The organism is Rhodococcus sp. T7, assembly GCF_009872365.1.
GTDB lineage: Bacteria > Actinomycetota > Actinomycetes > Mycobacteriales > Mycobacteriaceae > Rhodococcus_F.
Map to the genome: position 1 here is coordinate 13,219 of NZ_WXYH01000088.1, position 23,228 is coordinate 36,446.

Genomic DNA, 23,228 nt, shown 5'->3' on the forward strand with positions numbered 1-23,228 from the left:
CTGAGACCGTGTCCAGAGCCGAATCGAGTCGGACGTACAGCGGCCAACCGGTCGCCGAACGTCGCGTGGCCCGCCGGGCCCGGTTCCTCGACTCCGCCCTGTCGGTCTTCGCGGAGAAGACGTACGCCCACAGTTCGATCAGCGACATCTGCGCCCACGCGGGACTGTCGCGGCGCCAGTTCTACGAGGAGTTCGGCAGCCGCGAGGACATCCTGCTGGCCGTCTACGACACGATCCAGGACGACGCGCGGGACGCCGTGCTCGCCGCGAACGAGGCGGCGCCGTCCCGGGACCCGCGGACCGTCGCCGGCACCGTGATGACGGCCTACATCGAATCGGTCGGCACCGACGAGCGGCGCGCCAGGATCATCTTCGTGGAAGTGGTCGGGGCTGGCCCCCGGGTCGAGCAGTACCGCCTCGAGCGCCGCACCCAGTGGGCGCAACTCTTCGAGGCGGTCACCCGCACGATCGACGGTGGCGTCGTCGACCCACCGGAGCGGTTCGGGATGGTGTCGATCGCCTTCATCGGGGCGGTCAACGACCTCGCCCACCACTGGAGCACCGCCTCCCCCCGGCCGTCCGCGTCGGTCCTGGTGGACGTCCTGAGCACGATGCTCATCGCGCTGGTCACCGATCAATCCTGACCGGAACTTACTCGCGAGTATTGCGATACCCGTCACACCTGATCTAAGGTCTGCACTCAAAGTGAGACATGGACGTCTCACTTCGGCCCGGGGAGGACCACATGATCAGATCGAGAGCGCTACGACACCGAATCCTGCTGGTGGGGGCGATGCTGGTGGGCGCACAGCTCGCCGTCGCCGCACCGTCGGTCGGGGCACCCGCCGAATCCGGGACGCCGGTGGACGTGCAACCGGCCCCGCCCGTCCCCGCCTGGCCCGAGGCCGACCGCGGGTTCTACGAACCGCCCGTCGACGTGGTCGCGGCCGCCGAGCCCGGCGAGATCATCGCCGCCCGCGAAGTGCACCTGGCGAACCTGTCCGTGCTTCCGGTGAACGTCGACGCGTGGCAGCTGTCGTACCGCTCCAACAATTCGCGCGACGAGGCGATCCCGGCGGTCGCGACGGTGATCAAGCCGCGGGGCACGATCGACGGCGTCCGCAATCTGCTGTCGCTCCAGCCGGCGGAAGACTCGCTCGGCAAGTACTGCGCCGCCTCGTACGCGCTGCAGCAGTGGTCCGTGCCCGCGCCGCTGACCGGTCAGGTCGTCGCGCCGCTGCAGTTCCTCGAGGCCCAGGCCGCGCTCGCCCAGGGATGGGCCGTCGTACTGCCGGACCATCAGGGCCCGAACGCCGCCTACGCTGCCGGGCCCCTCGCGGGCCGCATCACTCTGGACGGAATCCGGGCGGCGGAGAACTTCGACCCCCTCGGCCTGTCCGGCAGGCAGACCCCGGTCGGACTGATGGGGTACTCGGGAGGCGCAATCGCGACGGGGCATGCCGCCGAACTCCACGAGAGTTACGCGCCGGACCTGAACATCGTCGGCGCGGCCGAGGGCGGTATCCCGGCCGATCTCGGCGCCCTGGTCGATCTCGCGGACAACAACCTGGGCGCGGGAATCGTGCTGGGCGGGGTGTTCGGGGTGAGCCGGGACTATCCCGAACTCGCGGAGTATCTCGACACCCACCTGAACCCCCTCGGCAGGCAACTCCTGGCAGCCAAGGGCAACCTGTGCGTCAGCTATCAGTCCGCGCTGCTGCCGTTCGCGAACCTGCGGGGCCTGTTCGACAGCCCCAGCGGCGACCCGCTGCGCGATCCGGTGGTCGCATCGGTACTCGACCGGACGAGGATGGGCCATCAGGTGCCGGACGTTCCCATGTTCATGTATCAGGCGAACCCGGACTGGCTGGTGCCGGTCGGGCCCGTCGACCGGCTCGTCGACACGTACTGCCAGGACCCGGACGCCCGGGTGACGTATACCCGCGACCATGCCAGCGAGCACCTGTCCCTCGAACCGGTCGCGGCCGCGAGCGCCCTGATGTGGCTGCGCGACCGTTTCGACGGGGTCCCGGCCGGCACCGGGTGCGCCACCCACGACGTGGGATCGATGGCCCTCGACGAGAAGACGTGGCCCATGTGGTCGTCGATCGTCGGCGACACACTCGCGAGCCTGCTCGGTCAGCCGATCGGCACGTGACGGTTCAGAGTCCGCCGCCGACACCGGTGAGCAGGGCGCGGGAGCCCTCGTGGAGCCGGTCCCGGACGACGTCGACGGTGGTCTTCATCGTCGCCGCGACCTCGTCGCAGGACATTCCCCGGTAGAACACGAGTGCGAGTGTCTCCCTCTCGAGGGCGGGCAGGGCTTCGACCGCGTCCAATACCGCCGACCTGCACGAATTGACTTGCATGTACCCATAGTCAAGGACCGGCGGGCTGGGAGACAGGTACCCGAGGGTGACGAACTGCCCACCCAGGGGTGAGCGCGCGGGAAACGACAGAGGGCCACCTTCCGGGGAAGGTGGCCCTCTGTCGTGCGGAGTCGATTCCGCGGTGGAGCCTCCTGTCAGGATTGAACTGACGACCGCTCGCTTACAAGGCGAGTGCTCTACCACTGAGCTAAGGAGGCGGACACGCGCGCCCATCATATCCATTGCAGGAACGTCGGCTACTTCCGCCCACATTGGATAGCGTTGAAGCCATGAGTACCTCGGAGATCGCCACCGTCCTCGCTTGGCACGACGCCCTCAACTCCGGCGACATCGACACTCTGCTGTCGCTGTCGAGCGACGACATCGAGATGGGCGGGCCGAAAGGCGCCACTCAGGGCCTGGCGGCGCTGCGGGAATGGGCGTCGACCGCGGGCATCACGCTGATTCCGAAGCGAATGTATTACTACGACGGAGTGCTGGTGGTCGAACAGCAGGCCACGTGGGCCACGGACCCGGAAGAGACGCGTATCCTGGCCTCTGCATTCCGTGTCGTCCACGATCAGGTCATCTCCACGTTCCGCCACGAGACACTCGAGTCTGCACTCTCCGCTACCGATTTGACCGAGAAAGATCTTGTCTCCGACACGTAGTATGTCCAAGCTCACAGAATCCCTCCAACGTCTCACAGGCGACCGTCGCGCAACGGTCGATGCGGTCACCGCTGCACCCACACCGCTGCAGCCGATCGACCTCACCGACGATGCGGTCGTCGCCGAAGTACTCGACCTCGCCGTGCGAGTCGGTGAAGTGCTCCTCGCGTCCGGCACCGGTGCGATGGACACCGCCGAGCAGGTGCAGTTCATCGCCGCCACGTACGGCCTCGCCCAGTGCGATGTGGATGTCACGTACAACTCCATCGTGCTGTCGGCGTACCGCGGGCCCACTCTCCCGCCGGCGAGCACCATGCGGATCGTGCACTACCGCTCGATGGACTTCACCCGGCTCGCGGCGGTCGACCGGCTCACCCGGCGTATCCGCCGGGAGGCGGTCACCCCCAGCGAGGCGCACGAGGCTCTGACCGCGGTCACCACGGCGCCGCACCCGTACAACCGCTGGATCGCGACGCTCGCCTGGGCGTCGATGGCCGCGTCGGTGTCGGTGTTGATGGGTGGTGGGGTGCTGGTCGCGTCCGTCGCCTTCCTGACGACGATGGTGATCTACCGGGTCAACCGCGTCCTCAACCGCATCGGTCTGCCGTTCTTCTTCCAGCAGGTGGCGGGCGGTCTGGTGGCCGCGACCCCGGCGGCGACGCTGTATACGTTCCAGGATCAGCTGGGTGTCGAGATCAGACCCTCGCAGATCATTTCGGCCGGTGTGGTGGTGCTGTTGTCCGGGCTGTCGCTGGTCGGTTCCGTGCAGGACGCCATCACGGGGGCACCGATCACGGCGGCGGCGCGATTCTTCGAAGTGGTCATGATGACCGGCGGCATCATCGCCGGTGTGGCCATCTCGTTGCGTCTGACCGGCGTGCTCGGTTCGACCCTGCCCCCGGTCAACGTGGAGATCACGGAACTCGTGCAACTTCCCGTGCTGGTGATGTCGGGCGCTTTCGCGTCGATGTTCTACGCGCTGGCGTGTTATGCCGAGCAGCGGGCCCTCACGGCCGCGTGGTTCGGCGGGGCGGCAGGCGCACTCGTGTACATGGTGGCGCACCAGTTCGGCATCGGCCCGATCATCGGTTCGGCACTCGCCGCCACCGTGGTCGGCTTCGCCGGTGGTCTGATGGCCCGCCGTGCGCTCACGCCGCCGTTGGTCGTCGTGGTGGCGGGTATCACACCGCTGCTGCCGGGTCTGTCCCTGTACCGGGGTCTGTACGCCCTGCTGAACAACGAGGTCGTGATCGGACTGGGCTCGCTGCTGGCGGCGTTCGGTATCGGTTGCGCGCTCGCGGCCGGTGTCACACTCGGCGAATGGATCGCCCGGACTCTGCGGAGGCCGCGCATCCTGCGCCGCACAGACGACATCCGCCGCCCCGTTTTCAAAACGAGGCGGCGGAAGCCGGTCGAAACACACACACAGAAGGCGGCCTGAGGCAGTTTCAGGTGACGGCCTCTCGGCCGTCGGCCGGGCGCGACCGCCGGAATCTCACCGGACGGTCGTCCCGGCCCTAAGCGTCGCCGAAACGCGGGCGACGGGGAGGTCAGCTCTTGTCGACGCTGTGCCGTCCGCCCGACTTCTCGTCGGCCTCCATGGCCTCACGCAGGCTCTTCGGCCGCATGTCGGTCCAGTTCTTCTCCACGTACTCGAGGCAGGCTGCCCGGCTTTCCTCGCCGAAAACCACGCGCCAGCCTGCCGGCACCTCAGAGAACGTGGGCCACAGTGAGTGCTGGTCCTCGTCGTTCACCAGCACGTAGAAGCGGCCTTCTTCGTCATCGAATGGATTGGTGCTCATCTCGCCTCGCTTGTCGCATACGTGTCCTGTGCGTTCACACTAGCAAGCGTGCCGTTGCGGCCACGCCTTGTTACGACAGATGTAACGATCTCTCCCGCCCGCACGGCAACGTTCGACAGGAGCGACGACGTGATTCCGTGCGTTTTCTCCGTGCCGCCCTGCAGATAGATTCCCGCTGTGACGTCCGGTGAAACCGCCAATCGGTAATCTCGGCCGACTTCCCGTGGCGGGTGGGTTTTCGGCGCGAGATCGTCGAACAGCGGCGCGAGGGGGGCGGGGGTGAATCCGGTGGCCAGAATCAGTGCGTCGCAGGCGAGAGTGTCAGTGAGGCCGTCCACCCCGCTGCGCACCGCCACCTCGATCCCGTCCGAAGTCTCGTCGACGGCAATGATCTCCGACGCGCGCCGCATGAACAGCCGGCGGCGCCCGCGCACGCGTTCCTGGTACTCGGTCGCGTAGAGCTCGTTGATGAGTTCGATGTCGACCACCGAATAGTTAGTACTCCTATGGACATCCAGCAATCGCAGACGCTCCTCCTCGGGGGCGCCGTGCAGATCGTCCACTGCCTCCGGATCGAAGATGCGGTTGGCGTACGGACTGTCGTCGGCCGGGCTGTAGCCGTAACGCGAGAAGACGCTGTGGACTTCGGCTTCGGGGTAGTTTCCGTGCAGGTACTGCACGATCTCGGCGGCACTCTGGCCCGCCCCGAGAACGACGAACCGCTGGTGGACCGGGGCAGGCATCTCGCCGAGCCGGAACAGGAATTGATGGTTGTGGAAGCACCGCGCAGAGGGGTTGGCCCACTCGGGGATTCGTTCCCGCAGGCCGGCGCCCATCACGACGTTGCGTGCGATCACCGCGCTGCCGTCGGCGGCCCGGACCTCGAACCGGTCGATCACCCCGTCGTCGCCGCGGATTCCGCGTACCGACTCCACCGCGGTGCCGTACCGCACGTCGGCGTCCACTCGGCGTGCCGCCCACTGCAGGTAGTCGTGGAACTCGTGCCGAGTCGGGAAGAAGGTCTGGTGATTGACGAAGTCGACGAGGCGACCCTGATCGAAGAGGTAATTGAAGAAGGTGAATGCGCTGCGCGGATTCCGGAACGTCACCAGGTCCTTGGGAAACGCGATCTGCATGGTTGCCCCGTCGAGCAGCATCCCGGGGTGCCACCCGAATCGATCCTGCTTCTCGAAGAACTGCGCGCTGATCCGCTCGCGCGGGGGGCACTCCGCATTGTGTTCCTCGATGGCAATGGCCAGTGCGAGGTTGGCGGGACCGAATCCAACACCCACGACATCTCGCACCGGGAGATCTGTACCGACCGTTTCCGGCGATTCACTCATAGCTCGTTGTCCGTCCTCGACGCCACGCCGCACCCGACCCAGCCGCCGTCTGTCTTCCGGCAAGATAGTGAAGCCTATCCTTATTTCGAGCACAGTACCAAGTACTTCCGGCCCCCACGGCGGCGAAGTCCGCCGCGGAAGTGCGATCTAGATCACTCCTGATCACCGGACTCCTCCCGCCCATCCGGTGACCAGCGTCGACAACTCCGACGCCCAGCCACGGACCTCCCCGGCATCCAGCACATCGGTGGAGAACGAGAAATATGCGTGGACGGGTCCGCCGCCGACCGGCTCGTAGAAGCTCAGCGTCAGATCCGAATCCGGCACACCCACCGGTACCGGCATGAAGCCGCCCAGCGCGTCGAGGTGACCGAGTCTGGCCTGCTCGTGGTGAACGATCATGACCTGCGGACGAAGCACCGGTGTGTCTCCGAGCGCCTCCGCGACGTCGGCGAACGCCACGTCCTGGTTGTCCAGCGCGTCGAGGTTCGCGGCGCGGATACGCTGCAGCAACTCCACGGGATCGGGGTCGCCACTCGTATCCGTTCGCAGCAGAACGATATTGAAGAAGCAGCCGACCAGCGCGTCCAGCGACTCCTCCGTGCGTCCCGCGACGAGCGACCCCAGCGGGATGTCCGTGCCTGCGCCGTGCCGTGTCAGCACGGTCGCGAGCGCCGCCTGCAGCACCATGAACAGGCTGGTGCCCGTGTCGCTCGCGAACTTCGCGACCGCACTGTGCAGTTCCGCGTCGATCTCGACCGGCACGATCTCCGCGGTCCGCGGTCCGCGCACGGCAGGGGTGGGAAGTGCGAGTCGGGACGGCATCCCGTCCAGGGCCTCGCGCCAGTACGCGAGTTGACGGGACCGGCGGCTGTCCGGGTCCGCGGGATCGCCGGCGAGTGCCTGCGACCACACCACGTAGTCGGCGTATCCGACGGGCAGCGGTTCCCATTCGGGTTCTGCGCCGTGTGACCGGGCGGCGTATGCGCCCATCAGATCCCCCAGCAGCGGCACCACGGACCACTCGTCGACGGCGATGTAGTGCATCGCGAGCAGCAGAGCCTGGGTGCCGTCGGCACCGGTCACCAGATGCACCCGCAGCGGGGCGTGCCCGGTGAGGTCGAGGGGCGCCTGCGCCAATTCGAAGACCGTGCGGTGCACGTCCCCGTCCCCGACGTCGACGAGTTCGAGGGCGGGCCGCACCGCTTCCTGGGCCAACACGGTGTCCCCGACCTCCACGTACAGGGTCCGCAGCGGTTCGTGCCGCGAGGTGACGTCGTCGAGGGCCTGCGCCAGGACCTCGGGGTCGACGGTGTCGCGAAGCTGCAGCGACAGTGCGTGACTGGCGCGCGCGTCGGCACCGGCCGCCCGGAACTGCTTCCAGAACCGGCGTTGCGGCCCGGACAGCGGCAGCGCCTCGGGCCTCGGATCCGAAACCGTCAGCACCGGTCTGCCGGTGGACGCGGCCGCCGCGACGATCGCGGAGAGTTCGGCCACCGTGGAACTGTCGAACACGTCCCGGATGCCGATGTCGACGGCGAACCGCCCACGGATCCGGCCCACCAGCCGCATCGACGCCATGGAGTTGCCACCGAGGTCGAAGAAGTTGTCGTGGATGCCCACCGACGGCAGGTGCAGGATCTCGGCGAACGCCGCGGCGATCTCCTTCTGCTCCGGCGTCTGCGGGGTGCCGTCCCCGGTCAGGGCCGACCAGTCCGGCAGCGGCAGCGCCTTGCGGTCGAGTTTGCCGTTGGGGGTCAACGGGAGTTCGCCGTCCAGCACGACCACGAGTGTCGGCACCATGTAGTCGGGCAACCGCGCGGCGGCGTGTTCGCGCACCGCCCGCGGGTCGATCTGCCCGGCCCCGTGCCCGTCGGCGGGGGTGACGTAGCCGACGAGGCGGACGATGTCGCCGGACCGGTCGGCGACGACCGCCGACTGCTTCACCGCCGGATGGCTTCCGAGGGCCGCGATGATCTCGCCGAGTTCGATGCGGAACCCGCGGATCTTCACCTGGTCGTCGACGCGTCCGAGGAAGTCGATGTTGCCGTCGGCCCGCCAGCGCGCCCGGTCCCCGGTCCGGTACATGCGGGTGCCCGCCTCGCCGAAGGGGCTGGGCACGAACCGGACCGACGTGAGGTCCGGCCTGCCGAGATATCCGCGGGCCAGTCCGCGGCCGGCGATGTACAACTCGCCCGCCACTCCCGGCGGCACCGGCTGCAGGCGGTCGTCGAGGACGTACGCCTGTTCGTTGGGATCCGGGATGCCGATCGGCACAGCGGAGTTCCACCCGGGCTGCGCCTGCCACAGCGTGTTGTTGACGGTGGCCTCGGTGAGACCGTAAGCGGCCAGCAGGTTGAGCCGTTCCGCCCACCGTCCGATCAGTTCCGGCGGCACGGTCTCCGTGCCCACCAGCACGGTGCACCCCGCGGGGACGTCGCATCCGGACGGCAGCGCCGCCAGCAGGGACGGGGGAATGATCGCGTGCGTCACGGAATGCGCGGCCATGAAATCGGTGAGTTCCGGTCCGGCGACGCGGGACTCGTCGGGCACGATCACCAGCCGGGAACCCGTGCAGAGCGCCATCGACAACTCGAAGACCGCGACATCGAATCCGATCGACGCGAACTGCATCACCACCGAGCCCGGGATCAGCTTCATCCGCTGTTCGGCGGTGGCGACGAGGCTGGGGATCCCGTCGTGAGTGAGGATCGCGCCCTTCGGTGTACCGGTGGAGCCCGACGTGTAGATGACGTACGCGGCGTGGTCCAGACCCCGCGGGAGCGGCGGCACCGAGTCGTCGAGCCCGGCCGCGAGTTCCGCGGCGACGGACTCGTCGTCGAGGAGAACACGGACGAGGCCGTCGACCTCCGCGATGCGGGGGCTCTCCCCCACCGTGGTCACCAGCACCCGTGCCGCGGAGTCGGCGAGCATGTAGGAGATGCGGTCGGACGGGTGGTTCAGGTCGAGCGGCAGGTACGCCGCCCCGAGCTTCAGCACCCCGAGCACGACCGCCACCATCTGCGAAGACCTCGGGACCGCCAGCCCCACAACATCTTCGGCCGAGACCCCGCGGCGATGCAGCAGCGCGGCGATCCGGTCGGCGCGGGCACTCAGTTCCGCATACGTCACCTCGCCCGCGGCGTCGACGACGGCCACGGCGTCGGGGGTCGCGGCGACGTGGCGCGCGAACGCCTCGTAGAACGTCTCCTCCGCCACCGGATGCGCGGTGTCGTTGAACCCGTGCACCACCAGTTCGCGTTCCTCGCCGAGGAACACGTCGAGGTCGCCGACGGCGATCCCCGGGTCGGACGCGACGGCGCCGAGCACCTCGACCTGCCTGCGCGCGATCTTCTCCGCGGTGGCCGTGTCGAACAGGTCCGAACCGTATTCGAGGCGCAGTTCGACCCGTTCGTCGTCGAGGTACTCGGTGAAGTTGAACACCAGGTCGAACTTGGCCGTGCGTTCCTCGAACGCCACCGGGGTGAGGGCCGATCCGGCTGCCTGCGCCGAATCGGACGTCCGGCTGTGATAGCCGACCATCACCTGGAACAGCGGGTTCCGGGCCAGGGTCCGCGCCGGATTCACCCTCTCCACCACGGTTTCGAACGGGACGTCCGAGTGCGAGAACGCCGCCAGGTCGGTGTCGCGGACCCGTGCCAGCAACTGGTCGAACGTCGGGTTGCCCGACACGTCCGTCCGCAGCACCACGGTGTTGACGAAGAACCCGATCAGGTCGTCGAGGCCCTGTTCGCCGCGGCCGGCGACCGGCGCCCCGATCGGCAGATCGTCGCCCGCGCCGAGGCGGTGCAGCAACGCCGCCGACGCCGCGTGCAGCACCATGAACATGCTGGTCCCCGACGTCCGGGCGAGCGAACGCAGCGCCCGCGTCGTCGCGGCGTCGAGGGTCGTCTCGATGGCGCCGCCCGCGAAGCTGGGCCGCGCCGGACGGGTGCGGTCGGCGGGGAGCACCAACTCCTCCGGCGCCCCGGCGAGAGTGTTCGCCCAGTAGTCGAGTTGGCGGCTGACGAGGCTGGACGGGTCCTGCGGATCACCCAGGACGTCGCGCTGCCACAGGGTGTAGTCGGCGTACTGCACGGCCAGCGGTTCCCAGCCCGGTGCCGAACCCTGCGCGCGGGCGGCGTACGCCGTCATCAGGTCTCGCAGGAACGGCCGGTCCGACCACTCGTCGGTGGCGATGTGGTGCAGCACGATCGCCAGCACCTGCTCGTCGCCGACCCGGATCAGGCTCGCGCGCACCGGGATCTCGGTGGCCAGGTCGAACGGCCTGCCGACGGTCTCGGTGACGAGCCGGACCAGATCGGCCTCGGTGCCATCCATCACCGCCACGTCGGGGCGGACGTCGTCCAGGATCACCTGCACGGGTTCGCCGTCGTGCTCCCCGAACACGGTGCGCAGCGATTCGTGCCGCGACACCACGTCGGTCAGCGCCTGCGCGAACACCTCCGGGTCCAGTGCGTCCCGCAGTCGCAGGACGATCGGGAAGTTGTAGGCGACGGCGGCGCCCGCGCCTGCCTCCACTTGCTGCAGGAGCCACAGGCGTTGCTGCGCAGCGGAGAGCGGCAGATGCTCCGGCCGTGTCCTGGCCGCGAGCACCGGACACGTCGACGCGGTGTCGTCGCCGATCCGGGTGGCTAGTGCGGCCACCGTCGGCGCCTCGAACAGGTCGCGCATGGTGAGGTCGGTGTCGAGCGCTGCCCGTGCCCGGCTGATCAGCCTGGTGGCGAGCAGCGAGTGACCGCCGAGGTCGAAGAAGTCGTCGTCGATCCCGGGAGCGGGAACGCCGAGGATCTCGCCGAACAGTGCGGACAGCACCCGTTCGGTGTCGGTGCGGGGTTCGGTGCGCGCTCCGCCGCTGCGGCCGAGCACATCGTCCGCGGACGGCAGCGCCTTCACGTCGAGTTTGCCGTTGACCGTCATCGGCAGCCCGTCGACCTCGATGACCGCGGCGGGCACCATGTAGTCCGGCAGCGTTGCGCGCAGCGCCTGTGAGTACTTGTTAACGTCCGGCGGTTGATAAGTACTCACGACGGCGTAGCCGACGAGCCGCTTGAACCCGCCCGGGCCCGAGTCGACGACGACCGCCGCCTGGCGCACGCCGTCGAGCGCTTCGAGCGCGGAGGCGATTTCGCCGAGTTCCACCCGGTGACCCCGGATCTTCACCTGATCGTCCGTGCGGCCCAGGAAGTCGAGGTTCCCGTCTTCGCGACGGCGCATGAGGTCACCCGTCCGATACATACGTACGGATTCACGGAACGGGTCGGCGACGAAACGCTCCGCCGTCAACGCGAACCGGTCGAGGTAGCCGCGGGCCAACCCGACCCCGGAGATGTACAGCTCACCGGGAACGCCGTCGGGTACGGGACGCAACCAGGCGTCGAGCACGTACGCGGACGTGTTCCAGATCGGTATGCCGACGGTGGGCGTCGCGCTGTCGGCGGTGCCGGCACCCAGCGTGTTGATGGTGTACTCGGTGGGACCGTACAGGTTGTATCCGCACGTTCCGTCCGTGTCGCGCAACCGGTTCCACACCGAATCCGACACCGCCTCGCCTCCGAGAAGCACCAGCGGCGGCCGGTGCCTTCCCGGGCCGTCGTCGAGCAGACCCTCCTCGATCAGGTGCTGCGCGTACGTCGGTGTCACGTTGACGACGTCGATCTCGTGGGTGTCGCAGTAGGCCACGAGCGCCTCGGCGTCACGCCGCAGGTTCTCGTCGCAGATGTGGACCTCGTGGCCCTCCACCAGCCACAGCAGTTCCTCCCACGACATGTCGAACGCGAACGACACGGTGTGCGCGATGCGCAGTCGCCGACCGCCCGCCACCGCGACGACGGGTTCGAAGATCGCCTCCCGGTGGTTGAACTGCATGTTGGTCAGCCCGCGGTACGGCGTGACGACGCCCTTCGGCCTGCCGGTGGACCCGGACGTGTAGATGACGTACGCCGGATGGTCCAGGCGACCGGGGGTTCCGGGCGCGAACCCGCCGAGTTCCGCCGCCGACAGCGGACCACACGCGACCGCCCCGAAGTCGAGGGTGTCGACGACCACCGTGTCGACGGTGGCCGCGGCGAGCGTCCCCGCGACGTCCGACGTGGTGACGAGGACCGTCGGCCGGGCGTCGTCGAGCATCCCGACGAGGCGCTCTGCCGGATGGTCGAGTTCGAGCGGCAAGTACGCGGATCCGGTGCGCAGGACCGCGAACAGCGCCACCACCATCTCCACCGTCCGCGGCAGTGCGAGCGCGACGATCCGTTCCGGGCCCGCGCCGTGACCCAGCAACAGCCGGGCCATCCGGTTCACGTCGGCGTCGAGTTCGGCGTAGCTCACGGCGCGGTCGCCGAACACGAGGGCCGTCTCGTCGGGACGGACGAGCGCCGCGTCGGCGAACAGGTCGGCGATGGTCGCGTCGGGCAGGGCTTTCGGCGCGGCCGGTACCGGTGTTGCGGCACCGGCGATTCCGCCTACCATGCCCGACAGGTCCGTGGACCACTCCTCGAGCACGGTCACGTACCGCGACAGCATGCGTTCGACCCGCGACGCCGGGATCTTCTCGGGGTGGAACTCGAACTTCACCTTCACACTCGCGCCGGGTGTCACGACGACCGTGACCGGGTAGTGCGTGTGGTCGATGCTGTCGCCGCCGCTGATGTCGTGCGCCGCGTTGAGCGCCGACACCTGTTTCTCGTCGACGAAGTTCTGCAGCACGTAGAGCACGTCGAACAGTTGCCGGTGCTCGGAGACGCGCTGGATGGAGGCAAGCCCGAGGTAGTCGTACGGGGTCAGCGCCAACCGTTCGGACTGGGTGCGCCGCAGCAGGTCGGCGACGGTCTCGTCGGCGCGCAGTGTCGTCCGGACGGGGACGGTGTTGAGGAACATGCCCGTCACCGCGTCGATGCCGGGGACCTCCGGTGGTCGTCCGGCCACGGTGGTGCCGAACACGAGGTCGCGGCGTCCGGTCTCGATTCCGAGGACGACGGCCAGCGCGGCGTTCAGTACCGCGTTGAACGTGACACCGGCGCCGCGGGCAGCGCCCCGGAGCCGTTCGCTCAGGTCCACCGGCAGCACTGCGTCCCGGCGCTGCGGCGGTTCCGGCTCCCCGGTGATCGTCGCGGCGAGCAGTGTCGGCTCGTCGAGGCCGCCGAGCGCGTCGGTCCACGCCGACTGCGCGGCGTCCGCGTCCCGGGTGGCCAGCCACTGCAGGTAGTCCTCGAAGGACCCTTCCGGGGCGGCGAACCCGGAGTCGTCGCCGCCCGATTCGTAGAAGGCCAGCAGCTGGCTGACGACGAGACCGTTGGACCATCCGTCCCACAGCAGGAACTGCCGGTTGATCACCAGCCGGTCGTGGGAATCGCCGAGCCGCAACACCATTGCTCGCCACAGCGGCGGGGAGGTCAGGTCGAACGGCGTCAGCCGGTCCTGCGCCGTCAATTGCTCGGCGTAGGAGACGCGCTCGGTCTCGTCGAGTTCGCGCAGGTCGAACTCGGCGACGGGCACGTCCAGTCCGGTGCCGAAGAACTGCACCGGCGCGGGCAGGCCCGCGCTGACGAATCCCGCTCGCAGCGTGGGGTTGCGGCGCTGCAGGGTCCGCAGCGCGGCGGCGAGCCTGTCGGTGTCGAGGCGGTGCTCGAAGTCGAGTGAGAACTGTGCCGTGTAGATGTCGATGCCGGAGTCGAACCCGGCCTGGAAGTACAGGCCCTCCTGCAGCGGCGACAGCGGCAGCACCGTGTCGACCCCGCTCGGGCTCGCCTGGACGATCCGGTCGATCTCGTCCTGCGTCAACGTCACGAGCGGGAGATCGGACGGTGTCAGCATCGCCGGTCCGTCGTGTTCTGCGGCGGCGTCGGCGAGTTCACCCAGTGCGGCCACCCAGCCGTCGCTCAACGCGACGGTGTCGGCCTCGCTCAGGTCGGCCTCCGACCAGGCGAACACGGCCTGCAGTTCGGTGCCCTCCGCGGATTCCTCGCACAGCGCGTTGACGACCAGGCGGTACGGTCCGCCGAGGTCGGCATCGGGATCGGTTGCCAGGGAGTCGGATTCGACCGCCTGCGTCCAGGGTCCGGGCACAGCGTGCGGCATGCGGCCCAGGTAGTTGAACAGCACCTGCGACTCGGACCGTGCCGCCAGGAGACCGGCGGTGCGCGCGTTGACGTACCGCAGCATGCCGTAGCCGATGCCGCCGTCGGGCGCGCCGCGCAACTGTTCCTTGACGTCCTTGAGCGTGTCGAGTGCGTCGGCCCGGCGGCGCAACCGGACGGGGGTGACGTTGGTGAGCCAGCCGACCGTGCGGGAGAGATCCACGCCTTCGGAGAGTTCTTCGCGTCCGTGCCGCTCGAGGTCGACCAGCAGGTCGTTGTCGCGACCGCGCTCGGCGAGCCAGCGGTCGGCCGACAGTCGCAGCGCCGCGAGCAGCACGTCGGTGACGTCCGCGCCGACGACGGGGGGCACGGTGGTCAGCAGGGCAGCCGTGAGTTGCCGGTCCAGGCGGACCGTCCGCCGGGCGCCGCTGCCCACCACGGCGTGCCCGTCGGTGCCGGACACCAGGTCGGCACCGGGTTCGGTGACCCGCAGCCAGTGGTCGAGTTCTGCCAGGCGGGCCGGTTCCTGCGCCTGCTCGGTGACGATGCGGGCGAAACCGCGCAGCGACGTGGGCACCGGGTCGAGTGCCGCGTTCTCGCCGCTGTCGGCGGCCACCCACGCCATGGCGAGGTCCTCGATCAGGGTCCGCCACGACACCCCGTCGATCACCAAGTGGTGCGCGACGAGCAGGAGCCTGCCCAGTTCCTGCGGGCCGGCGTCGAACCACACCGCCGACAGCATGGTGCCGTCGTCGGGGTTCAAGCGGTCGGTGGCGGCGTCGGATTCGGCCGCCACCATTTCGCGCAGCGCGTCGGCGTCGAGTCCGGTGACGTCGACGCGGCGCAGCGTGAGGTCGGCGGTGGCGGCGATCTCGAGCGACCACACGCCCGGTGCGTGCCGGGTGAGCCTTTGCCGCAGGCCGTCGTGGTGGGCGATCACTGAGCGCAGGGCCGCCGTGAGGACGGTGGCGTCGGTGCCGGCCGGGGTGTGGATGAGGACGGCCTGGTTGAAGCGGTTCTTTCCGCCACTCCACTCGGACAGTCGGTGGACGACGGGAAGGGGCGGCAGGACGCCGATGCCCGACGCCTCCACCTGCGGGACCTGCGGGACGGCGGTGTCCGCGACCAGTCGCGCGAGCGCGGCCGGTGTCCGCTGTTCGAAGATCTGCCGCGGGGTGACGGTGATCCCCTCCCGGCGAGCGAGATTCACCAGGCGGATGGCGAGGATGCTGTCTCCGCCGAGGGCGAAGAAGTCGTCGTCCACCCCGACCGCCCCGAGTCCGAGTACCTCGGCATAGTGGCCGGCGAGCACCCCCGCGGTCCCGCTTTCCACAACTGGCTCCGACGTCGCTTGCGCCGCGAAGTCCGGCGCGGGAAGGGCTTTGCGGTTGAGCTTGCCGCTGGGGCCGAGCGGGAATTCGGCCACGTTCACGAACGCGACGGGCACCATGAACTCCGGCAGCGCCGACGCCAGGTGCTCACGGACGTCGCCCGGATCGGCGTCCCCGACGACGTACCCGACCAGCTGTTGCCGACCGGGCGCATCGGAGCGCACGACGGCGGCGGCCTGCCGCACGCCGGGGCACGCGGCCATCTGGGCTTCGATCTCGCCCAGTTCGATCCGGAAGCCGCGCAGCTTCACCTGATCGTCGATCCGGCCGAGGTACTCGACGGCACCGGCCGCGTCGACCCGGGCGACGTCGCCGGTGCGGTACATGCGGGACCCGGTGCGGGACGGGTCGGCGACGAAGCGTTCCGCGCTCAATCCGGGCCTGCCCAGGTAGCCGCGGGCCAGCTGCGGCCCGGACAGATAGAGCTCACCGGCGGCACCCGCGGGCACGGGCTGCAGGTACCGGTCGAGCACGTAGAGCCCGGTGTTGGACGTCGGCAGGCCGATCGGCACGGACGGCGCGGCCGCGTCGATTTTCTGAACGGACGCGGCGTAGCTGACGTCGACCGACGCCTCGGTGGGGCCGTACAGGTTGTCGAGTTCCACTCCCGGCAGCAGTTCCGCGACGCGTCGCGCGGACGCGACGGGCAGCGCCTCACCGCTGCAGGAGATGATCCGGAGGCCGGTGCACCGGGCGGCGGCCGGTTCGGCGAGGAACACCTCGAGCATCGACGGGACGAAGTGCACGCGTGTGATCGACTGCCGCACGATGACGTCGGCGAGGTACGCCGGGTCCTTGTGCCCGTCCGGCCGGGCCAGCACGAGCGTCGCGCCGGCGAGGAGCGGTCCGAAGAATTCCAGCACCGACACGTCGAAGCTGGACGGCGTCTTCTGGAACACGTTGTCCGAGACGGTGATCGGGCGGAACCGCTGAACCCACAGCAGGCGGTTGACGATGCCGGCGTGCGGCACGACGACGCCCTTGGGCCGTCCCGTCGAGCCCGACGTGTAGATCACGTAGGCCGGGTGCTGCGGTGCGAGCGGCACACCGGTCAGCGGCTCGGGTGAGTACCGGTCGGCGGCGGACACCCGGACCTCCGGGACGCCGGACCCGGCGAACGTCACCGTGCCGTCGGTGAGAACGCACACCGGCTGCGCGTCGGCCAGCATGTACGCCAGCCGGTCCGCGGGGTACCCGGTGTCGAGCGGGACGTACGCGCCGCCCGCCTTCCCGACCGCGAGCAGCGCCACCATCAGATCCAGCGAACGCGGCAGTGCCACCGCGACCTTCGACTCGGGTGCCACCCCACGCTCGGCGAGCAGCCGGGCGAGGCGGTTGGCGCGCGCGTGCAGTTCCGCGTACGTGAGGTGGTCGTCCTCGAACACGACGGCGACTGCGTCCGGTGTCCGCTCGGCCTGCTGCTCGAGCAGGGCCGTCACCGTCGTGTCGGGGAACTGCACCTCGACGTCGCGCAGTGCGGCCTCGATCGGCTCACGCGACGCCAGCGGGACGGCGGACACGGTCTGGTCGGCGTCGCGGGTCAACTCGGCGAGATAGGCGATCGTCGACTCCGCGAACCGGGTCGCGGTCGCCGCGTCGATGCGGGCGGCGTCGTATTTCAGCTCGAGGGTCAGGGTGTCGCCGGGCATCACGATCAGCGTCATCGCGTACGGCGGGTGCTCGTCGAAACGGATGCCGGTCAACTGCACCGCACCGGTCGGGTCCGCGACCGCGCCGTCGCCGAGCGGATAGTTCTCGAACACGACCAGTGTCTCGAACAGGTTCTGCAGTCCCGCTTCCCGGCGCAGTTCGGCCAGTCCGAGGTACTGGTGGTCGAGCAGCGTCGACTGCTCGTGCTGCCACCGGGCGAGGGTCCCGGCCACCGTGTCGGTGGGCCGGTACCGCAGCCGGGTGGGAACGGTGTTGATGAACAGGCCCACCATGGTCTCGATGCCGGGCAGGTCGCCGCCGCGGCCCGACACCGTGGAACCGAACAGCACGTCCTCGCGGCCGGTGAGGCGGCCGAGGACCAGGCCCCACGTGCCGTGCACGAGCGTGCTGAGCGTCAGTCCACGGGCCCGGCCGACCGCGGTGAGGGCGGCGGTGTCTTCCGACGGCAGTGCCACCCGGACACTGCGGATCCCGGACTCCCCCTTCCGCGTGGGTGCCGGGAGTTCCACCGGCTCGGGAGCATCGGAGAGCGCCTCCCGCCACACCGCGAGCGACGCCTGACGGTCCCGCGCGCCCAGCCATTCGAGGTAGTTGCGGTAGGGCGTCGGCATCGGAAGCGCCTGCGGCGTCCCCTCGACGCGGTACAGGGCCATCAGTTCCCGCAACATCACCGGCACCGACCACCCGTCGGCGACGATGTGGTGAATCGACTGCAGCAGAAGGAAGTTCTCGGGCTCTACCTGGGCGAGCGTGTAACGCAGCAGGGGTCCGCGGGCGAAGTCGAAGCCCCGCGCCCGGTCCGCCGCCAGCACTTCTTCCACGCGCTGCGCCGGATCCGCGACGCCGGTGAGGTCGAGTACCTCCATCGGCACCCGGACGTCGTCACCGACCACCTGGACCACCCGGCCGCCCGAGACCGCCCGCACCCCGGCGCGCAGGGCGGCGTGCCGGTCGACGACGGCCTGCAGTCCGCGGTGCAGCGCCGCCGCGTCGACGGGTCCGGTCAGTTCGATCACCTGCTGCACCACGTACGGGTCCGTGCCGGTGTCCTCGAACGCCGACTGGAAGTAGATGCCCTCCTGCAGCGGTGTCAGCGGCAGCACGTCGGCCGCACCCGCCAGCGCGTCCACGTCCGGCTGGGTCAGCGACACGAGCGGGAAGTCCGCAGGCGTGTGACCGCCGAGATCACCGACCCCGGCGAGCACCCGCAGCACCGCGGTCCACTCGTCGGCGAGGGCCCGGACGGCGTCGCGGGTGAGCACACCGGGCGCCCACGTCAGCGTCGTCCGCAGCACCGGACCGTCGGCACCGTCCTCGGCGATCACGTCGAATGCGAGGGCATGTCCGAGCGGCATCCGCGGGTCGTCGGCGCCGCCCATCGCTTGCGGCAGCCAATCGGCGCCGGCGCCGGACGTCACCCGCCCGAGGTAGTTGAACAGCACCTGCGGTGCCGGCGCCTGCCCGAGTTCCGGTTTCGCGGCACCGAGGTAGCACAACGCGCCGTAGCCGAACCCTGCACCCGGGATGCGGCGCAACTGGTCCTTCACGGCCTTGAGTGCGTCGGCGATCCCCGCCTCGTCCGCGGCCGCACCGGGGTCGAGCACCACCGGATAGACGGTGGTGAACCAGCCGACGGTCCTGGACAGGTCGAGGGCGGGTCCATTGGCGCGGCGCACGAGGTCTTCCTCGCGTCCGTGCCCCTCGACGTCGAGGACCACGGGGCCGGGTTCGCCGCCCCGCCACCTCCGCAGTGCCACCGCGGCACCGGTGAGAAGTGCGTCGTTGACGTGGCCGTGGAACGCTGCGGGCACCGTGGACAGCAGCGGCCCGGTGAACTCCGCAGGCAGTGTCACCGTGAGGGTTTCGGCGTCACCGGCGACGTCGAGGGCCGGGTCGAGCGCCCGCGCACCGACGAGCGGGTCGCGGGTGGCCGCGATGTCCGCCCAGAACGGCAGTTCGTGGTCGAACCCGCCCGACTTCACGTGCTCGTCCAGCAGTTCGGACCAGCGGCGCAGCGACGTCCCGACCGGAGGCAGTTCGGGGACGCCCCCGGCCGCCGCGGTAGTGCCCGCGCGGGCAAGGTCCTCGAGGATGATGCGCCAGGACACTCCGTCGACCACGAGGTGATGTCCGATCAGCAGCAACCGGCCGGATCCCTCGGCGGCGGAGAAGAGGACGGCCTGCAGCATCGTGCCCGCGTCCGGGTCGAGCCGTGCGACGGCCGCGCGGGTCTCGCTGTCGAGTTGCTCGGCGCTGCCATCGAATTCGACGACCCGGAGGATGCCGTCGACCGCCGCCGGGGACGGTTCCGGCACGGAGAGTGTCCAGTGGTCGCCGCCGCGGCGGAGGCCGCTTCCGTTACCGCGAACCAGCGTCGCGCGGAGGGCGTCGTGCCGCTCGAGCACCGCCGCCAGGGCCGTCCTCGCGGCAGGTTCGTCGAGGGCCGCCGGAGTCTGCACCAGCACCGACTGGTGGAACGCGGCGATGTCGCCGCCCCGCTCGGCGGTGCGGGCGAGGATGGGGGTGCTGCGGACGTCACCGACCGCGACGTCGTCCGAATCCACTGCGGCCGCGGTCCGGCCGTCCTGCGCCCGGGCGAGCGCCTCCGCGGTGCGGAGCTGGAAGATCTCCCGCGGGCTGATCGAGAGCCCTTCCCGCCGAGCGTGTTTGACCAGCTGGATCGCGACGATGCTGTCGCCGCCCAGCGCGAAGAAGTCGTCGGTGACACCGACGGACTCGACCCCGAGGACACCCGCCATCAACGCACACAGGGTTTCCTCGGCGGCAGTGCGGGGCGCGACGTTCTCACCGGCCGCGCCGAGGTCCGGCTCGGGCAGTGCGCGCCGGTCCAGTTTTCCATTGGGGGTGAGCGGGAACCGGTCGAGGACGACGAACGCCGACGGCACCATGTACTCCGGCAGCTTCGACGTCGCCCAGCCCCGCAGCTCGGCGGCGTCCGGCACCGCATCCTGCTTCGCCACGACGTAGGCCGCGAGATACTTTGTGCCCGCCGCTGTTTCCCGCACGACGACGGCGCTGTGCCGGACGGCGGGATGCGACACGATGCCCGCCTCGACGTCCTCGAGTTCGAGCCGCATGCCCCGGATCTTCACCTGGTTGTCGGCGCGCCCGAGGAAGTCTAGGGTGCCGTCCGGCGCCCACCGGGCGAGGTCCCCGGTCCGATACAGCCGGGAACCGTCGTCCGCGAACGGGTTCGCGACGAAGCGGGACGCCGTCAGCTCCGCTGCGTCCACGTAGCCGCGTCCGAGCAGGAATCCGCCTGCGTAGAGTTCGCCACCGGTGCCGAGCGGCACCGGGTTCAAGTGCTCGTCCAGCACGTACAGCTGGGTGTTGGGGTTTGGCCGCCCGATCGACGTCGCGATCCGCGCGGCGTCCTCCCGGTAGATCACGTGTGACACCCCGATCGTCGCCTCCGCCGGACCGTAACCGTGGTACATCGTGATGGCGAGTTGCGCCCGGAATCTCTCGAACAGCCGGGGGGTGAGAACCTCACCGCCGCACCACACGTGCTTCAGCGCCGACAACCGGTCCGTGCCCCGCGACAGGTCGAGCAGCACGTCCAGCATCGACGACACGAGGTAGACGAACGTCACCGATTCGCGGGCGATCAGATCGAGGAGATATTGCGGGTCCCGTTCCCCGCCGGGCTCGGCCACCACGAGCCTGCCGCCTGCCACCAGGGGCAGCAGGATCTCGTTCACGGAGATGTCGAAAGACAGCGGCGCCTTGAACAGCGATGCGTCCGAAGGTCCGAATCCCAGGATTTCGTCGCGCTGCCACAGCAGTCGCGCGCACACGGCCTCGTGCCGGATCATGGCCCCCTTGGGCCTGCCCGTCGAACCCGACGTGAAGATGACGTACGCCAGCCGCGCACCCTGCACGGTCACGGTCGGCGGTTCGGTCGGCTGCCCGGCGTGCGCCCACGCCGCGAGGTCGACGGGCACGGCCCGCTCCCCCGCGTCGGCGACCCCGCCGGGTCCGGTGAGAACGAGCGCGGCCTCGGCGTCGGCGAGCACCGACGTCCGGCGGTCCTCCGGCCACGACGGGTCCAGGGGCACGAACGCCCCACCCGCACACATGACGGCGAGCAGTCCGATCACCATTTCCGCGGAACGCGGAAGACCGATCGCCACAACGGTTTCCGAACCGACACCGCGGTCCAGGAGGTGGTGGGACAGCTGTGCCACCCGTTCCCCGAGCTCCCGATAGGTGAGCCGGACGTCGCCGGCGATCAGAGCCTCGGCATCCGGCGTCCGCGACACTTGGGCGTGGAACAGTTCGGGCACCGTCACCGAGTCCTGCGGGGACGCGGTGTCGTTGAACTCCACGAGCAACTGCCTGCGCTCGGCCTCGGTCATCGGATCGAGTGACGCGATGGGCTGCGCCGGGTCGGCGACGATCTGCCCGACGAAGTGCTCGAGCCTGCGGCGATGCTCCTCGAGTTCGGCGCCGAGACCGGCCGGGGCCCGCAGGTCGATCTGGATGGGCTCCGAATCCTGCCCACCGCGGATCGAGAAGTCGAGGTCGCGGACCGGTCCGGTCGCCGAACCGCGCACCCACGCCGGGAATCCGCCGAACGTCAGCGAATGCTCGAACATCATGGAATTGATTCCGGGACCGAAGATCTGACGGTCCGGGTCGATCGACCGCAGTTCGCGGGCGAGGTCCTCACCGCGGTAGCGCCCGTGCCGCAGCACCGAGATCAGCGTCGTGTCGATGCGGGTGGCGAGCTCACCCACCGTCGTCTCGGGATCCACCTGCACCCGGAGCGGCAGGATCGTCGAGCACATTCCCGGAATGCGGCGCAGTTCGCGCCCGACCCGCGCCGTCATCGGCAGCGACAACGTGAGGTCGCGGCGGCCGGTGATCCGGTGGATGTACGCGACGACCGCGGCGAGCGGCAACCGGGTGCGCCGGATCCCGGCGTCGGAGGCGAAGGCGTAGAGCGCGTCGGCGTCGTCCCCGTCGATCTGGACGAGAGCGGAGATCGGCGTCCCGGACTGGTCGACGACCTGCGGGAGCAGCCGGGGCGGTTCCGGCGCGTCGACGACCTGCCGGATCCAGAAGTCACGGTCGGATGCGAAGCGCTCCGACGCGCGGTAGTCGCGGTCGGACGCCACGAGGGTGTCGAGAGGCCACGGCGCCGTGGACGTCTCGAGTTCCGAGTGCTCGTACCGATCGACGACGTCCGCCACGAGCAGGGTGATGCCGTATCCGTCGATGAGACTGTGGTGGTAGCGCTGGTACCAGATCACCGACTCGTCCCCGGTGTGCAGCAGGGCGTGCCGGAACAGCGGTTCGTCGCCCTCGATGTCGACGACGGTCTCCATGTCGCGGTCCATCCACGCGCGCGCACTCGCTTCGGGATCCTCGTCGCGGCGCAGGTCGACGACGCTCAGCGTCCACTCGCCGGGTGCTGTCCGCACCTGGAGCAGTTCGTTGCCTTCACCGCGCTCGAAGCGCACATGCAGGGCGTCGGCCCGTGCGACGGTCTTCCGGATCGCCGCGACGGTCCGGTCCAGATCGATCGGGCCCGCGACCTCGACGACGAGCGAGAGGTTGTAGACCGGGCTGACCGGGTTCAGTTGCTGCCCGACCCACACCTCGGACTGCGCAGCCGTCACCGGCAGCGCGACGGGCGTCGAACCGGCGCCGGTCGAGGAAGATGTGCTCCCAGCCGAAAGGTACTGAGGGCGCGCAGCCGCCGAGTGGTCCGGAGACATGGGTGATCCGATCGTCCGTCGAGAGCGCCCGTCCAACGACGGGCACCCGAGGGAGTTTAGGTTAGGCTACCCACCAGCAACAAGCCGGTTGCCAGCAAGTTCACAGGCGAGGGTTAGCACAGCAGCAATTCCCGTTCAATC

8 protein-coding genes and 1 tRNA gene are annotated in these 23,228 nt (G+C 69.6%); 4 read left to right on the forward strand and 5 right to left on the reverse strand.

Translation table 11 applies throughout. The annotated features are described in order from the left end of the window. Window positions 1-8 precede the first annotated feature (8 nt). Entirely contained in the window at window positions 9-644 is a 636-nt protein-coding gene (locus tag MLGJGCBP_RS11020; RefSeq protein WP_160095520.1) for a TetR/AcrR family transcriptional regulator, read from the forward strand. Between the two features lie 101 nt (window positions 645-745). Then, window positions 746-2,158, forward strand: a complete 1,413-nt coding sequence (locus MLGJGCBP_RS11025; RefSeq protein ID WP_160095522.1) for a lipase family protein — start codon at window positions 746-748, stop codon at window positions 2,156-2,158. Between the two features lie 4 nt (window positions 2,159-2,162). Here MLGJGCBP_RS11025 and MLGJGCBP_RS11030 read toward each other — a convergent pair whose 3' ends face one another. Together MLGJGCBP_RS11030 and MLGJGCBP_RS11035 are read right to left on the reverse strand one after the other, a co-directional pair. Continuing rightward, window positions 2,163-2,339, reverse strand: coding sequence for a sigma factor-like helix-turn-helix DNA-binding protein (locus MLGJGCBP_RS11030; RefSeq protein WP_160095524.1), 177 nt, complete (start codon window positions 2,337-2,339; stop codon window positions 2,163-2,165). A 173-nt stretch (window positions 2,340-2,512) separates the two neighbouring features. Continuing rightward, a tRNA-Thr gene (locus MLGJGCBP_RS11035) sits at window positions 2,513-2,587 on the reverse strand. A 72-nt stretch (window positions 2,588-2,659) separates the two neighbouring features. Here MLGJGCBP_RS11035 and MLGJGCBP_RS11040 point away from each other — a divergent pair. Both MLGJGCBP_RS11040 and MLGJGCBP_RS11045 read left to right on the forward strand, forming a co-directional pair. Beyond that, the gene (locus tag MLGJGCBP_RS11040) at window positions 2,660-3,040 is read left to right on the forward strand and encodes a nuclear transport factor 2 family protein (RefSeq protein WP_087561108.1); all 381 of its coding nucleotides are present in this window, start codon (window positions 2,660-2,662) and stop codon (window positions 3,038-3,040) included. A 1-nt stretch (window position 3,041) separates the two neighbouring features. Next, window positions 3,042-4,481, forward strand: coding sequence for a threonine/serine ThrE exporter family protein (locus MLGJGCBP_RS11045; RefSeq protein WP_087561109.1), 1,440 nt, complete (start codon window positions 3,042-3,044; stop codon window positions 4,479-4,481). Between the two features lie 109 nt (window positions 4,482-4,590). Here MLGJGCBP_RS11045 and MLGJGCBP_RS11050 read toward each other — a convergent pair whose 3' ends face one another. The 3 genes from MLGJGCBP_RS11050 to MLGJGCBP_RS11060 form a co-directional block, all read right to left on the reverse strand. Beyond that, window positions 4,591-4,842 (reverse strand): MbtH family protein, encoded by a 252-nt coding sequence (locus tag MLGJGCBP_RS11050; protein ID WP_005244517.1) that lies wholly within the window; start codon window positions 4,840-4,842, stop codon window positions 4,591-4,593. Continuing rightward, window positions 4,839-6,185 carry a lysine N(6)-hydroxylase/L-ornithine N(5)-oxygenase family protein gene (locus MLGJGCBP_RS11055; protein WP_160095526.1) on the reverse strand — a complete coding sequence of 449 codons (1,347 nt, stop codon included), beginning with the start codon at window positions 6,183-6,185 and terminating at the stop codon, window positions 4,839-4,841. The genes MLGJGCBP_RS11050 and MLGJGCBP_RS11055 overlap by 4 nt, the downstream gene beginning before the upstream one ends. 162 nt (window positions 6,186-6,347) lie before the next feature. Continuing rightward, window positions 6,348-23,087 carry a non-ribosomal peptide synthetase gene (locus tag MLGJGCBP_RS11060; protein ID WP_160095528.1) on the reverse strand — a complete coding sequence of 5,580 codons (16,740 nt, stop codon included), beginning with the start codon at window positions 23,085-23,087 and terminating at the stop codon, window positions 6,348-6,350. Window positions 23,088-23,228 lie beyond the last annotated feature (141 nt).

Coding starts and splice junctions, on each gene's coding strand:
- MLGJGCBP_RS11025 (WP_160095522.1), top strand. CDS start 746: ATGATCAGATCGAGAGCGCTACGACACCGAATCCTGCTGGTGGGGGCG.
- MLGJGCBP_RS11040 (WP_087561108.1), top strand. CDS start 2,660: ATGAGTACCTCGGAGATCGCCACCGTCCTCGCTTGGCACGACGCCCTC.
- MLGJGCBP_RS11045 (WP_087561109.1), top strand. CDS start 3,042: ATGTCCAAGCTCACAGAATCCCTCCAACGTCTCACAGGCGACCGTCGC.
- MLGJGCBP_RS11050 (WP_005244517.1), bottom strand. CDS start 4,842: ATGAGCACCAATCCATTCGATGACGAAGAAGGCCGCTTCTACGTGCTG.
- MLGJGCBP_RS11055 (WP_160095526.1), bottom strand. CDS start 6,185: ATGAGTGAATCGCCGGAAACGGTCGGTACAGATCTCCCGGTGCGAGAT.
- MLGJGCBP_RS11060 (WP_160095528.1), bottom strand. CDS start 23,087: ATGTCTCCGGACCACTCGGCGGCTGCGCGCCCTCAGTACCTTTCGGCT.